The sequence below is a fragment of the Methylobacterium sp. CM6246 genome (assembly GCF_054818005.1).
In genome coordinates, this window is sequence record NZ_JBTXKY010000001.1 from 3,945,545 (window position 1) to 3,958,781 (window position 13,237).

Sequence of the window (13,237 nt, forward strand, 5' to 3'; positions counted from 1 at the left end):
CCGGGTGCCCCTGGCACCCGGGGTTTTTCCATTGCGCAAAGGTGAGCCGCGGCCTCGGATGACCCGGGACCGGTACCGCCCTTAGTGCCGGTAGCGTTCGGCCAGGGCCATGAGGGCCTGGGCGAGTTCGGTGAGGTTGGCCGAGGCCGCCTCGACCTCGCGGGTGCCGGCCGCCGTCTGCTGGCTGGCCTGGCGGATGTTCTGCAGCGCGCCCATCACCTGCTCGATCCCGAGCTGCTGCTGGTTGGTCGAGGCCACGATCTGCTGGAACGTCTGCACGTTCTCCTCCACCCGCGCCGTGATCTCCTCGATCGTCCGCTGGGTCGTGTCCGAGCGCGTCTTGCCGGCCGCTGCGCGCTTGACCGCCTCCTCGGTGAGCATCACCGACGTGTTGATGCCCCGCTGGATCTCGCCCAGGATCCCCCGGACCTGACCGGTGGCCGCCTTGGCCTGGTCGGCCAGCAGCTTCATCTCGGAGGCCACAACGGCGAAGCTGCGCCCGCTCTCGCCGGCCGCCGCCGCCTCGATCGCGGCGTTCAGCGCCAGCAGGTGCGTGCGCTCCGAGATGTCGTTGACCGTCTCGATGATGTCGCCGATCGTCTGTGTCTTCTCCGACAGGCTGACGATGTTGCCGGCCACCGCCTCGGCCTGCTCGCGGATCGCGTCCATCGCCTTGGCGGTGTCGGAGACCGCGCGCAGGCCCTGCCGGGAGGTCTGGGCCGTGGCTTGGGCGGTGGCGATCACCTCGGTGGCACGCTTGCCGATCTGGGCGCCGGAATGGGTGATCTCGTCCACCGTGGCCGCAGTCTCCTGCACGGCCGCGAACTGCTCCTCGACCGACGCCGCCTGCTGCTGCGCCGAGGCGCGGATCTCGGCCGCGGCGGCGTTGAGGTCGGCGGTGGCCGCCCGGCTCGTGCGGGCGAGGTCCGACAGGTTGTCCACCATCGCGTTCAGGGTCCGCCCCAGGCGCGCGATCTCGTCACGCCCGCCGGAGCGCAGCCGGCCGGACAAATCGCCCGCGCCGACCCGTTCGACGAAGCCCAACACGGCCCCGAGGGGCCGGACGATCAGGCGGTTGATGGCAAGCCCGATCCCGGCGCAGATCAGGAGCGTGATCAGGGTGCCGCCCCACAGGGCGAGGCTCTCGTTGCGCTCGGCCCGGGCGACGCGCAGCTTCAAGGCGACCCGGCGGGCTTCTTCGGCGGTCTCGATGGCGCCCAGCTTGGACCGCAGGGTGTCGAACAGCTGCTTGCCCGCGCCCTCGGCCTCGATGCGGATCGCCTCGGGCCGGGTCGCCGGGTCGGCTGCGCCCTTGATCGCCGCCTCGCTGATCTCGGTCTGCCAAGTGCGCGCCGCCGTGGCGGCATCGGCCAGAAGCCGCGACGCCGTCGCGTCGGTGCCGATCAGGAGGCTGAGGCGGTTGATCGCCGCGTCCAGGGCCGGCCGTCCCTGCCGGTAGGGTTCGAGGCTGCCATCCCGTCCGGTGATCAGGTAGCCGCGCAGCCCCGTCTCCTGGTTGAGCATGGCGTTGCGGAACGCGTCGAGGCCGCGGATCGTCTGGTTCGACCGGTCGAGGACGTCGTTGGCGTCCTGCAGCTGCCCGCGGGTGACCAGGACCGCCCCACTGCTGAGCACCGAGACCAGCGCGATGACGCCGATGGCGCCGCCTAGGGTGCGGTTGAGGCCCAACGTGTTCTGCATGCTCGACTTTCCCTGCCTGGATTTGCGGACGGCCGCGCGCGGCCGCGGCTATCGATGGCGGGTAAGCCCATAACGCCCAAACCCCGCCGGTGCGAGCGACCGGCGGCGACAGCGCGCCGCCCTTCCGGGCCGGCGCCCTCCGCATGACGGTACGGCGGTCTGCGATGCCGCCACGAACCAGTGGACCTTCCGGCGCGTACGCGGTAGAATGTCCGCGAGGTTGATGACCGGTTCATAATAACGTTTCAGGACCCGGGGGCGGTACCCGGCGCCTCCACCAAAAACATCCTGCCCGGTGATTTTCACGGGGCAGCGCAGACGGCCCTTAACGGGCGTCGATTGCGGCCAGGGTGTTTCTGCTGGGGGCGAAGTTAGGTTCGACTGGACGGTAAAGGGACCGCGAGTTCTACCCTGTTTCGGCAGGATAAGATGCGATCTTCGGTAAGGACTCGACCGGTTCGGCGCAGGCAACCCCTGTTCCGGGCACCTGACCAAAACTCTAAATGCCAACGATAACGTTGTCATGGATGCCCGCCTCGCGGCGTAAGCATCTTGCGGCAGGGCAGCCGTAGAAACAGAACCCGGGGCTTCGGCCCCGGGGCCCACCTTTTTCCTTCATCGCGATGATCGACGACGCTCAGTGGCCAAGCCGTGGGCGGTCGATGCACGTCCGGACGCTCGGATCGCGCCTTGACCGGCAGCAGTGCAGACTCTTCCTCAGCCTGGGCGAGACTTCGGCGGCGCGGCGCATTCCGGCTTTTCGCGCGTCCACGTCCCCCGTAAGGATGGGCCCGCCTCGCGCATTACACCGGAGCCGTCATGGCGCGCACATCGTCGTTGAAATCCTGTCTCGGCATGCTCGCCTTGGTCTCCCTCGGCACGGTCACGAGCCAGACGGCCCAGGCGGACGCGACGCTCGACCGGATCAAGGGGCGGCAGAAGTTCACGGTCGGCATCATCCTGTCGGGTGCGCCCTTCGGCTACATCGATCCGCAGAGCCGGGCCGAGAAGGGCTTCAATATCGACCTGGCGAAGGCGCTGGCCGAGAAGCTCGGCGTGAAGGTCGAGCTCGTCACCGTCACGCCGCCCAACCGCGTGCAGTTCCTGCAGCAGGGCAAGGTCGACGTCCTGATCGCCAACATGCAGTTCACCGAGGATCGCGCGAAGATCATGGATCACGTGCAGACCCCGTATGACCGAGCCGGCGGTGCCGCGCTCGGCCGTAAGGACAGCGGGATCAAGGACTGGGCGGACCTGAAGGGCAAGCCGGTCTGCATCTCGCAGGGCTCGAACTACGCGCAGCCCCTGACCGACACCTACGGCGCCGAGGTGAAGGGCATCCCGAGCCAGCCGGAATCGATGCTCGCGCTCCAGGGCGGCAATTGCGTCGTCGCCGTCCACGTGGCGCCGACGATCAAGCTGCTGCTCGCCGACCGCCCGAACGAGTGGAAGGACTTCGCCATCGTCATCCCGACGGAGCTGGAGCCGGCCGATTCGGTGATCTGGCTGCGCAAGGGCGAGCGCGACACCGGCGCGGCGCTCGACGCGGCGGTGCGCGATCTCCATGCCTCGGGTGCGATGCTGGAGATGGCCAAGGCCAACCGTCTGGTCGATCCGACCTTCCTGGAGGAGGCACGGCGCAGATACGCCGCGCCCGCCAAGCCGTAACCGCGTCGCTGCCGGCATGATCGACCAAGCCGTCCGGACCTTCATCGCCCTCGCGGGCGAGGTCGGCCTGCACTACGACTTCCTCCTCAGCGCGTCCGAGGTCCGGCCCTGGATCGCCGGCATGGGCACCACGCTCCTGCTCGTGCTCCTGGCAATCCCGCTGAGCCTTGCGGCCGGCGTGGCCTTCGCGGCGGCCCTGACCTCGGGCCGGCCCTGGCTCGCCGGCCCGGTGCGGGCCTATGTCGAGCTCACCCGCAACACCCCGACCCTCGTCCAGCTCATGTTCGCGTTCTTCGCGCTCAACATGCTGCTGTCGAAGGCGCTCGGCGGCGCGGCCCACAACCCGTTCACGCCGTTCTTCTGGGTGGTCGCAGTCACCGGGCTCCACGTCGCCGCCTTCCACGCCGAAGCTTTGCGCGGCGGGATCGAGGCCGTGCCGGCAGCCATGGTGGAGACGGCGCATGCCATCGGCTTCTCCGCCTTCGAGGTCCTGCGCTTCGTGACGCTTCCCCTCGCCCTGCGCACGGCGATGCCGGCCATCGTGAACAACCTCGTCAACCTCGTGAAGCTGACGACAATCGGGTCGGCGATCGCGGTGGGCGAGGTCACCTATGCGTCGATCATGATCTGGACGCAGCGCGACAACGTCCTCGAACTGATGATCGTGATCCTGCTGTTCTTCGGCCTGATCAACACGGTGCTGTCGCAGGTCGGCCGGTACGTGGAGCGTCGCCTCGCCGTCCCGGGCTACGGCGTGTGAGCACCGCCGCGCTCCCCGCGCGAAGCCGCGCCACCCTCGGTCCGGCCCTGGCATGGCTCGGTCTCGCCGCCGCCGGCTTCCTCCTGTGGTTCGTGCTCGACGCGCGGCTCGCCCGCGACCTGCTCGACTGGCTGCCCTATCTCGCCTCGGGCTTCGCCATGAACATCCTGATCAGCGTGCTCGCCATGGGCGCGGGCACGCTCGCGGGCGTCATGCTGGGGGCGATGGAGCTGTCGGCCTCGCGGCTCGTGCGAGCCCCGGCGGTGGCCTACGTGCAAGTCTTCCGCAACGCGCCGCACCTCGTGCTGATCTTCGCCACCACCTACATCTTCCCATTCGAGATCGTGGTGGCTGGCAACTACCTGCCCTTTCCCGACTGGCTGAAGGCGGTGTTCGGGCTCGCGATCCCGGCGAGCGCCTACGTGGCCGAGATCGTCCGCGGGGCGATCCAGTCGGTCCCGACCACGCAGTGGGACGCCGCCAAGGGCGTCGGCATGTCCCGCGGGCAAACCCTGCGCTGGATCATCCTGCCCCAGTGCCTGCGCCGGGCGCTGCCGCCCTGGATGAACCTCTACGCCTCGATCACCATGAGCACGGCGCTGGCCTCCCTGGTCGGCGTCCACGAGCTGCTGCACGCGGCCACCGACGCGAGCACGGCGGTGCGCCGCGACGACTTCACCATCGCGGTCTACCTCACGGTGCTCGCCGCCTTCTTCCTCTTCTGCTTCCCGATCTCGCGCCTGACGCGGCGCCTCGAACGCCGCCTCGCCCCGCGATGAAAGTCGATCGCCGCCCCATGGCACAGGATTCCACCCCCCGGCCGATCCTCGTCGAGCTTCAGGACGTCCACCTGTCCTTCGGGGCGGCCGAAGTGCTCAAGGGCATCGATCTCACGGTGGCGAAGGGGGATGCGGTCTCGATCATCGGACCGTCCGGATCGGGCAAGTCCACGATCCTGCGCTGCATCAACGGGCTCGCCCAGCCGCAGGCGGGCCGGATCACGGTGGCCGGCACCCGGGTCGACACCCTGCGCACCGAGGCCGAGCGGATCGCCCTGCGCAAGCGCATCGGCATCGTGTTCCAGCAATACAACCTGTTCCCGCACCTCACCGTGCTGGAGAACATCACCATCGCGCCAACCCGCATCCTCAACGTGCCGCGGGCCGAGGCCGAGGCCCTGGCCCGCGACCTGCTCGCCCGGGTCCGCCTCGCCGACAAGGTCGCGGCCTATCCGGGCGCATTGTCCGGCGGCCAGCAGCAGCGCGTCGCCATCGCGCGGGCGCTGGCCATGCGGCCGGACCTCGTCCTGTTCGACGAGGTCACCTCCGCCCTGGATCCCGAGATGGTCGGCGAGGTGCTCGCCGTCATCCGGGAGCTGGTCCGCGACGGGCTGACCAGCATCCTCGTCACCCACGAGATGCGCTTCGCCGAGGAGATCAGCGACACGATCGCGTTCACCGAGAACGGCCGGATCGTCGCGCAGGCGCCGCCGGCCGAGCTGTTCTATCGGTCCGGCAATCCGCGCATCCGCCAGTTCATCGGCGGCTTCCAGGGCTACCGGGACGCCGTGCAGGACCGGGAGGGGATCTGATGCCGAACCCGCGCACCGCCGCCCTCGCGGAGGCGATCGTCGCCGCCCGCCCGGACGCCGATCCGGCCGCCATGATGGCGGCGCGGGTCGCGCTGGTGGACTTCCTGGCCTGCGCTCTGGCGGGCAGCACCGACCCGTCGCTCGCGACGTTGCGCGGCGTCTTCGGCGATGCGCCCGGTCGTGCCCTGGTGATCGGCTCCGGGCAGCCGGCCGACCCGTTCCTCGCTGCCCTCCTCAACGGCCATGCGGGCCACGTGCTCGATTACGACGACGTGCAGGCCAGCGTGCGCGGCCATCCGACCACCGTGATCGTCCCGGCGCTGCTCGCCACCCTCGACCCGGACGCGCTCCCCACCGCGGTCGCGTTCCTGGCCGCCTACCTGGTCGGGCTGGAGACGATGGCGCATCTCGGGCGCGCGATCGGCCCTGCCCATTACGAGCGCGGCTTCCACGCCACCGCCACCCTCGGTCCCCTCGGTGCGGCGGCCGCGATCGCGCATCTGCGCGGCTTCACCGCCGGGACGACCGCGATCGCCCTCGGTCTCGCCGCGACGCAGGCCGCCGGGCTGCGGCTGCAATTCGGATCCGACGCGAAGCCGCTCCATGCCGGGCTCGCCGCCCGCAACGGCCTGGCGGCGGCCCTCCTGGCCGAGGCCGGCCTGTCCGGCGCCGACGACGGCCTCGATGGCGCGAACGGGTTCCTGCAGGCCTACGGCTTCGGCGAGGCGGCGCCCGAGCGGCTGCTGGAAGATTGGGGCGCCCCCTGGCAGATCGTCCGCCCCGGCCTGACCCTCAAGGCGTTCCCCTGCTGCACGGCGGCCCACCCCGTGGCAGTGGCCGGCCTCGCCTTCCACCGCGAGGGGATCCGCGACTTGGCGGGGGCGACGATCACCTTCCCGCCGGGGGGCGACGCGGCCCTGGTGGTCCGGACGCCGCGCACCGGCATCGAGGCACGGTTCAGCCCGGAATACATCCTGGCCGCGGCCCTGGTGGACGGGGCGGTCCGGATCGACCATTTCGACGCGCGTCCGGTCCGCCCCGACCTCGCGGCGCTGGCGGCGCGGGTCGAGCGCCGGCACGATCCGTCCGCCCGCCGCCTTTCCTCAGACCCGAGCACGCGCTTCGTCGTGGTGGAGATCACGGACCCCGCGGGCCGCACGAATTGCCGGCGCATCGACGGCCTGCCTGGGCTCACGGATCCCGACGACAAGTTCCGGGACGCGACCGCCGGTTCGGAGGCCTTGCGTCCGGTGCCCGACCTCGTGCGCAACATGCACGACGGAAACGATCTCGCCCACCTCCTCGGCCTTCTCGCGCGACGGCTGCAGCCGTGAGCATTCCAGCCGCCCCCGAACCGCATCCGTGAGCCCGCCCATGACGACGACCCCGCGACAGATGCATCTCGGCCTGTTCCTGCAGGGAGCCGGCCATCACGTCTCCGGCTGGCGCCACCCGCGCGCCGAGGCCGGCAGCGAGAATTTCGACCTCCTGCGCCGGGTGACGCAGATGGCCGAGGACGCCAAGTTCGACATGGTGTTCCTCGCGGACGGCCTTACCAGCGCGGTGGACGCGCATCCGTCGATGATCGCGCGCTTCGAGCCGCTGACGCTGTTGAGCGCCCTGGCGATGGTGACGAGCCGCATCGGCCTCGCGGCGACCTCCTCGACCACCTACGGCGAGCCGTATCACACCGCCCGCGCCTTCGCGTCGCTCGATCATTTGAGCGGCGGACGGGCGGCGTGGAACGTCGTCACCACCTCCTACGCGCGCACCGCCGACAACTTCTCGAAGGACCATCCCGCGCATGACGAGCGCTACGCCGTCGCCGAGGAGTTCGTCGACGTGGTCTGCGGCCTCTGGGACAGCTGGGACGACGACGCCTTCGTGAAGGACAAGGCACGCGGCATCTACGCCGATCCCGCGAAGGTGCGGGTGCTCGACCATGTCGGCCGCTACTTCCGTACCAAGGGCCCGCTCAACATCCCACGTTCGCCGCAAGGCCACCCGATCCTGATCCAGGCCGGTTCGTCCGGTCCGGGCCAGGATCTCGCCGCCCGCAGGGCCGACGTGGTGTTCACCGCCCAGCAGACCATCGAGGAGGCGCAGACATTCTACGCCAGCCTCCGGCAGCGCGTCGCCGGCTTCGGCCGCGATCCCGCGACCGTGGCGGTCATGCCGGGTATCCTCCCGGTCATCGGTCGGACGCTGGAGGAGGCGAGCGCGAAGCTGATCGAACTCGATCGGTGGACGGAGATCGCCAAGGCGATGCCGCTGTTGGAAGAGCGTCTCGGCCATTCGCTGGCAACCTACGATTTGGACGGGCCGCTCCCGGACCTCCCGATCTCGGATCAGCTGCGCAGCCGCGCCGAACTCCTCACCGGGCTGGCCCGCCGGGAGCGGTTGACCATACGCCAGCTCGCCCTGCGGGTGGCAGCGGGGCGCGGCCACCACATGATCGTCGGCACGGCGACGGACGTCGCCGACCGCATGCAGGCTTGGTTCGAGGGTGGGGCCGCGGACGGCTTCAACGTGATGCCGCCCTTCTTCCCCGAGGGGCTGAGCGATTTCGTCCGAGAGGTCGTTCCGCTGCTCCAAGAGCGCGGCCTGTTCCGGACGGAGTACACGGGAACCACCCTGCGCGGGCATCTCGGCCTGTCGAGGCCGGAGCCGCAGTAAATCCGGTTCCAGCGGCGGGCGCGTCCTCGACCCGGGCCGCGAGCCGAACGTCGTTGATGGCTGTCGCCGTCAGTCGGCGTTGGAGGCAAATCTTAGCCAGCCCGCGATATCGACTGTGGTGCAGGTCCATCACCGTCTCTGCGCGCGAGCAACCCCCCGGTGCCGGACTGGCGACGCCGGTCGGAGACGAACGTCGGCTGCCGCTCTCGCGCACGTGCGGAGCCTGCAACCGACGTCATTGCCGGCGACAGGCCCGGATATATTCCCAGGGGACGCCGGATCTCGCCCGACGCAGCATCGCGCCGATCGCGGCGCCATGTCCGTCACGTTCGCCGGCGGTCGAGGCGAGCAAATGCCGGACAATGCGCACCGAGACGCGACCCAGCCCAGTTGGGCCGACGACGCGCGTCAGGGCGTCGTCGAGGCTGATGAACGGTCCCTGCTCTCCGCTGGCCATCGGCAGGAGTTTGATCGAACCCGGATCCGCGCGCGGCCCTCGAGAATCGGAAGCACAGCTACTTTGATTTGCCGGACTCGCCGGACCAGGGTGCCATCCTTTCGTCCCTCGAGCCGACAGCATGGCTGTGCCCTGTCGAACTGGGACCTTCTCAGCCTCACGATCTCGCTCAGTTGGCAACCGGCGAGCGCGGCGAATCGGCCGCTATCCGTCCACCGTCGTCGTCTTGCGATCGGAAGCTGCTCCGCGGAGCGCTCGGACAGCCGGTACGCTACGGTGATCGATCCGACCGGCCGTGCGACCGATGCTGTAGGAAGACGCGTGGGCACGCACGTAGAGGGACGGTCTGAATTCGGATGCGGCCAGGCTTCCGTTAACGCTCCCACAGGGAACGGCATGTTTGGCCGGAAATTTCTCCAAATCGGCGCTTCCCAAAGGCTTCCGACCAGGCCAGGTTCACGAGTGGCTGATCCGTCGCATGTGCCACGCCGCCCTTTAGCAGGGGGCGGCCGACACTGGTGTTAGCAGCACCTGCGCCGGCCTGACCACGATCCGTATCGGCAAAGGATACAGACCCATGGCTGAGACCTTCACTACCGACGTTGTCGCGTCCGTGAAACCGCCCCACGGCACGAAATACGAGCGGCGCGCCAGGTCCTTTCCGGCAAAGCGCATGATCGCCTGAGGCTCGCCCGCGCACCCACCCGGTGCGGACGCGCGTCACCTCGCTTTCCTGCAATCCCGATGCTCGATCGATGCCGGTGGCAGCGGCCACGGCACGAACCTGCTTGTCGTCCTGCCGCATCGCGGCGGGCGGCCGCTGGCGGGTGTCACCTGGACGGACCTCCCCGTATGCCCATCGTCGTTTCCCACCCGGCCGCCCACCGCGGCGTCCGGCACCGGACGTCTGCGCGCGGCCAGCCCGCCGCCAGTCCGCAACATCATTCACGCGTCACCGTCCCGCTCGGCAGCGCCGCTGCAGTCGGCTGCTCCTTCACCCACGCCGTGATCCCTCAGGCGTGCGGGAGCGAGCTCCTCGCCGCCGCCGAGGCGGCGGTCGACGGCGCACTCAAGGCGACCTTCGTCCCCGATCCTCTGCTCGGGCCCGGCCTGTCGCAGCTCGGTTCGGTTTTGGCCTCCGTGGTCAAGCGCCACGGTGGCCTGATCGAGATGTCTATGACGGACGTCCTGGAGCGCAGCGGTCGCTACATCGTCCTGAGGGGTGTCGCGATGCCGATCACGACGCCCACCCAGGAGTTGGTGCGCGCGAGCACCCTCGCGCAGCTCGGCGACATGTCGATCGCGATCTCCGGAGCCGTGGCCCAGACCGTGTTCCTCGACCTCATCGTGGTCGATCGGCACGAAAGCCGTGCCATCATCGCCGAGGTCAAACGTGGTTCCGGCAAGAACGAGGCCAGGAAGATTCATCAGGTCGAGTGGACTCTACGCTGTGCCCAGGTCCAGGGGCGGGCCTTTCTGGCGAGCCTCGGCTTCGAGGTCGCGTCGGCGCGCGCGGTGCTGATCGATATCTACGGACGTGCCGGTTACGGCGATGACCTGACGGTCTCGGGCCCCGAGATCGACCGCTTGTTCGCGGTGCCGGTGACGGCCGCGGTCGAGGCCGTCACCGCGGTGCTTCAGCGCCGCCTGCGCGCCGCCGTCCCGGACCTTCTCACGGTCGCGCTGGCGAGCCTCGGCATCGGCGAGGGCGCCGCACTCCCTCGTCGCTCCGAGTTGCCCTCGCTCTGACCACACCCGTTGGCGCCGGGCGGAAGGCCCGGCGCGACTTCCAGCCTCTCCGTTCATCGCCGTGCCGCGCGCCTGCGCGCCGGTGCGCTCTCCAGGTTTGCCTTCATGAATCCCGCTTCCCACCCCGATGCCGGCCGGCCGCGTATGTCCGCCGAGCCCGCGCTTCGGACGTCGCCTCTGACGTGGTGGCGCCTCCTCGCACCCACGGCGCTCGACCCGGACACGCAGCTTCGTCTCCGGGCCGCTCTGCTCGATGCGCCGCCCCTGCCCTCGCCCAACTGGGACGCGGCCTGCCGGGCCGATCCGGCCGCAGCGCTCGGTGTCGCGTTGAACGCGCTCGCCGGAGCCACGGTCCTGCCGGGGCGCCTGGATCGGGCCATGTCGGCGATCCTTCTGTGCGCCGCACTCGAGGACGCCGCATCCATCGAACTGCTTGTCCACGTTCTCGGACGGCGGGCTCGGCGTCGGGCCGACCTCGGGGCCTTATGGCTCGCCAGGGCTTGGTGCTCCACCTCTCGACGCGGGCCCGACCGCATCGTCGCTGCCCTCGGCCGCTGAAGGGGGGCGAAGGATGACTTTCTCCTCGACAACCGCGGTGCTGCAGATCGACCCCGAGTCGGCGCGGCGTCTGCTGCTGCCCATGTTGCCGCGGCGCCTGCGCGCCTGCGTCGACCAGAACCTGCGCATTCCGGACGCCTGCACCGGCCTCGCCGTCGAGATCACCACTCTTGCCCCGGAGGCCGAGGCGCTGGTCTCGGCCTGGACCGACGCGATCGCCGCGTCGGGGGGGGCCCTGTGGCATGACCACCGGTGGATCGCCCCTCGACGCGCCCTGACCTTGTTTCTCGACGCTTGGGCGGTCGAACGCGACCGGCCGGCGGCACGCGCGCTCGCGGATATCGTGATGCTGCTCTCCTGTGGGGGCGATGATCGCGAAGCCGCGGCGCGTCTCGCTCGGCCGCTCTGGCTCGAACGCGACGCCGTACCCAGCCTCAGCCTGCAACTCGCCAGCCTCGCGGAGGCGCAGACGCGCCTCTCGCTCGGCCGCGCTTCCGAGCCCGATGCCGAGACCGACGTCATCGGCGCGACCGATCTTGCGACCGCCCTTCAGACGGCTTGGGGCGATGCGTTCGCCGATGCCCTACTGGAGCTCTCGAGCGAAGCGAGCAACGCCGCCGCTGCGGCGGCGGTGCTGGCCGCCGGAGCCCATGACCCGTTCGCCAGCGAAGTTCCGCTGGTCCACGCCCTCGTGCCGGTCGGACATCGTATGATGCTACCGGTCGCGGAGCGCGCGGCCACGCGGGAGCGGCGCAAGCGGAAGGCCGTCGAAGCCTCGCTGGCCCGCAGCGAGGCGCGTCATCGCGACACGGCGACCACGGGGCGGATCGAGGCGTCGATGCCGGATGCGGACCTCAAACCCGAGGTCGTACCGGAGGGACACGTCTTGGTCGTCCCGGCGATCCCGCAGACGGGGACCGATCGCAGCAAGGGGGTCGTCCGCGGCTACGAGCACATCATCGGCAAGCACTTGCCGCTGGCCCCGGTGCCGGATCTCGCGGCGGTTCGTGCCGCATTGCTGTATGAATTTCCGTACGCCGAGGTCACCGTCGATCGACTGCTCGCCGATCTGGTCGGACGGACGCATGCGACCCTGCGCCCGACGATCCTGGTCGGACCGCCCGGCGCCGGCAAGAGTCGCTTCGCGACTAGGGTGGCCCATCACCTCGGCTTGGTGCTCTGGCGGGTGGATGCGACGCGGGATTCGGGGGCGTCCCTCGGAGGGCTTGATCGCCGCTGGGCGACGTCCGAGCCGGCGCACGCGGTCATGGCCGTGGCCAGGGCCAGCTGCGCCAATCCATGCCTGCTCATCGATGAGCTTGAAAAGGCCGCCACCAGATCCGACAACGGCAGGCTGTGGGACGCATTGCTGCCGATGCTGGAGCCCGAGACCGCCCGGAACTACCAGGACCCGGCGTTCCAGGTCGAGGTCGACCTGAGCCAAGTGTCGTGGCTTGCCACGTCCAACAGCATCGATAATTTGCCCGGCCCGCTGCTCGATCGCCTGCGCGTTCTGGAGATGCCTGCGCCCAGCGCGATGCATCTGGAGGCTCTTCTCGACCCGGTACTCAAGCGGATCGCCTCTGATCGCGGCCTCAATCCCGCCTTCATGCCGACCCTGGACGGTGACGCCGTCTCGCTGATCAGACGAGGGTGGCAGGGAGGCTCGATTCGGCGGCTGCTCCGGCTGGTCGAGGCGCTGGTGACGACGCGCGAGACACTCCTAACGCGCCATTAGAGCCAGGCCCTTGCGGGTTGAATCGTTTGGGGCCGGCGGTGTGGATCGGGTGTGATTCACTGGATAGGTTTCCGCAGGAGGGACGCCATGCCTCCAGCCCTGTCGGTCGATCTGCGCGGGCGTGTGGTCGGCGATGCAGGGGGACCCACGCAGCGTCCGGTGGCCAAACGTTTCGGTCTCGGAGGGGCCAGCGCGGTACGATGGCACGAGCGCTCCCGGCTTGAACCTGAGAGATCTGCGTTCTCACACGGCCTCGGTGGCAAGCAGCCATTCCGCTTCTCATGAAATTCGGTGAGAAGCGGGCATGGTTGCTCACGTTGTCGGCTTTCGGCGGCTGAC

General features: G+C 69.7%; 10 protein-coding genes, 1 other RNA gene and 1 pseudogene. 11 read left to right on the forward strand and 1 reads right to left on the reverse strand.

Going from position 1 to position 13,237, the window contains the following annotated elements:
• Positions 1–81 precede the first annotated feature (81 nt).
• Positions 82–1,701 carry a methyl-accepting chemotaxis protein gene (locus ACYQPG_RS19250; protein ID WP_461231478.1) on the reverse strand — a complete coding sequence of 540 codons (1,620 nt, stop codon included), beginning with the start codon at positions 1,699–1,701 and terminating at the stop codon, positions 82–84.
• A gap of 228 nt (positions 1,702–1,929) precedes the next feature.
• On the opposite strand from ACYQPG_RS19250, the gene ssrA reads away from it, so the two are divergent.
• The 11 genes and pseudogenes from ssrA to ACYQPG_RS19305 all read left to right on the forward strand — a co-directional run.
• Positions 1,930–2,101, forward strand: a transfer-messenger RNA (tmRNA) gene (ssrA, locus tag ACYQPG_RS19255).
• A gap of 455 nt (positions 2,102–2,556) precedes the next feature.
• A complete protein-coding gene (locus ACYQPG_RS19260; protein WP_461232480.1) occupies positions 2,557–3,369 on the forward strand; it encodes a transporter substrate-binding domain-containing protein in 813 nt (270 codons plus the stop codon).
• A gap of 16 nt (positions 3,370–3,385) precedes the next feature.
• Positions 3,386–4,129, forward strand: coding sequence for an amino acid ABC transporter permease (locus ACYQPG_RS19265; protein WP_147941368.1), 744 nt, complete (start codon positions 3,386–3,388; stop codon positions 4,127–4,129).
• Positions 4,130–4,176: 47 nt separating this feature from the next.
• Positions 4,177–4,908: an amino acid ABC transporter permease gene (locus tag ACYQPG_RS19270; protein ID WP_246692409.1), complete on the forward strand. Its 732-nt coding sequence runs from the start codon at positions 4,177–4,179 to the stop codon at positions 4,906–4,908.
• A gap of 17 nt (positions 4,909–4,925) precedes the next feature.
• Positions 4,926–5,720, forward strand: coding sequence for an amino acid ABC transporter ATP-binding protein (locus tag ACYQPG_RS19275; protein ID WP_187278612.1), 795 nt, complete (start codon positions 4,926–4,928; stop codon positions 5,718–5,720).
• Positions 5,720–7,054: an MmgE/PrpD family protein gene (locus tag ACYQPG_RS19280; RefSeq protein ID WP_461231479.1), complete on the forward strand. Its 1,335-nt coding sequence runs from the start codon at positions 5,720–5,722 to the stop codon at positions 7,052–7,054. The genes ACYQPG_RS19275 and ACYQPG_RS19280 overlap by 1 nt, the downstream gene beginning before the upstream one ends.
• Before the next feature lie 40 nt (positions 7,055–7,094).
• Positions 7,095–8,396 carry an LLM class flavin-dependent oxidoreductase gene (locus ACYQPG_RS19285; protein ID WP_147941372.1) on the forward strand — a complete coding sequence of 434 codons (1,302 nt, stop codon included), beginning with the start codon at positions 7,095–7,097 and terminating at the stop codon, positions 8,394–8,396.
• Between the two features lie 1,309 nt (positions 8,397–9,705).
• Positions 9,706–10,602, forward strand: a complete 897-nt coding sequence (locus tag ACYQPG_RS19290; RefSeq protein ID WP_461231480.1) for a hypothetical protein — start codon at positions 9,706–9,708, stop codon at positions 10,600–10,602.
• A 144-nt stretch (positions 10,603–10,746) separates the two neighbouring features.
• Complete coding sequence (locus ACYQPG_RS19295) at positions 10,747–11,160, forward strand: hypothetical protein (RefSeq protein WP_461231481.1); 414 nt, start codon at positions 10,747–10,749, stop codon at positions 11,158–11,160.
• 37 nt (positions 11,161–11,197) lie between these two features.
• Positions 11,198–12,898, forward strand: coding sequence for an AAA family ATPase (locus ACYQPG_RS19300; RefSeq protein ID WP_461231482.1), 1,701 nt, complete (start codon positions 11,198–11,200; stop codon positions 12,896–12,898).
• 87 nt (positions 12,899–12,985) lie between these two features.
• Positions 12,986–13,117: pseudogene (locus ACYQPG_RS19305) on the forward strand (IS630 family transposase); the annotation flags it as partial.
• Positions 13,118–13,237 lie beyond the last annotated feature (120 nt).

What these genes read in the sequence shown, in the direction of transcription:
- ACYQPG_RS19290 (WP_461231480.1), top strand. Translation starts at nt 9,706, where the DNA reads ATGCCCATCGTCGTTTCCCACCCGGCCGCCCACCGCGGCGTCCGGCAC.
- ACYQPG_RS19285 (WP_147941372.1), top strand. Translation starts at nt 7,095, where the DNA reads ATGACGACGACCCCGCGACAGATGCATCTCGGCCTGTTCCTGCAGGGA.
- ACYQPG_RS19250 (WP_461231478.1), bottom strand. Translation starts at nt 1,701, where the DNA reads ATGCAGAACACGTTGGGCCTCAACCGCACCCTAGGCGGCGCCATCGGC.
- ACYQPG_RS19275 (WP_187278612.1), top strand. Translation starts at nt 4,926, where the DNA reads ATGGCACAGGATTCCACCCCCCGGCCGATCCTCGTCGAGCTTCAGGAC.
- ACYQPG_RS19260 (WP_461232480.1), top strand. Translation starts at nt 2,557, where the DNA reads ATGCTCGCCTTGGTCTCCCTCGGCACGGTCACGAGCCAGACGGCCCAG.
- ACYQPG_RS19280 (WP_461231479.1), top strand. Translation starts at nt 5,720, where the DNA reads ATGCCGAACCCGCGCACCGCCGCCCTCGCGGAGGCGATCGTCGCCGCC.
- ACYQPG_RS19295 (WP_461231481.1), top strand. Translation starts at nt 10,747, where the DNA reads ATGTCCGCCGAGCCCGCGCTTCGGACGTCGCCTCTGACGTGGTGGCGC.
- ACYQPG_RS19265 (WP_147941368.1), top strand. Translation starts at nt 3,386, where the DNA reads ATGATCGACCAAGCCGTCCGGACCTTCATCGCCCTCGCGGGCGAGGTC.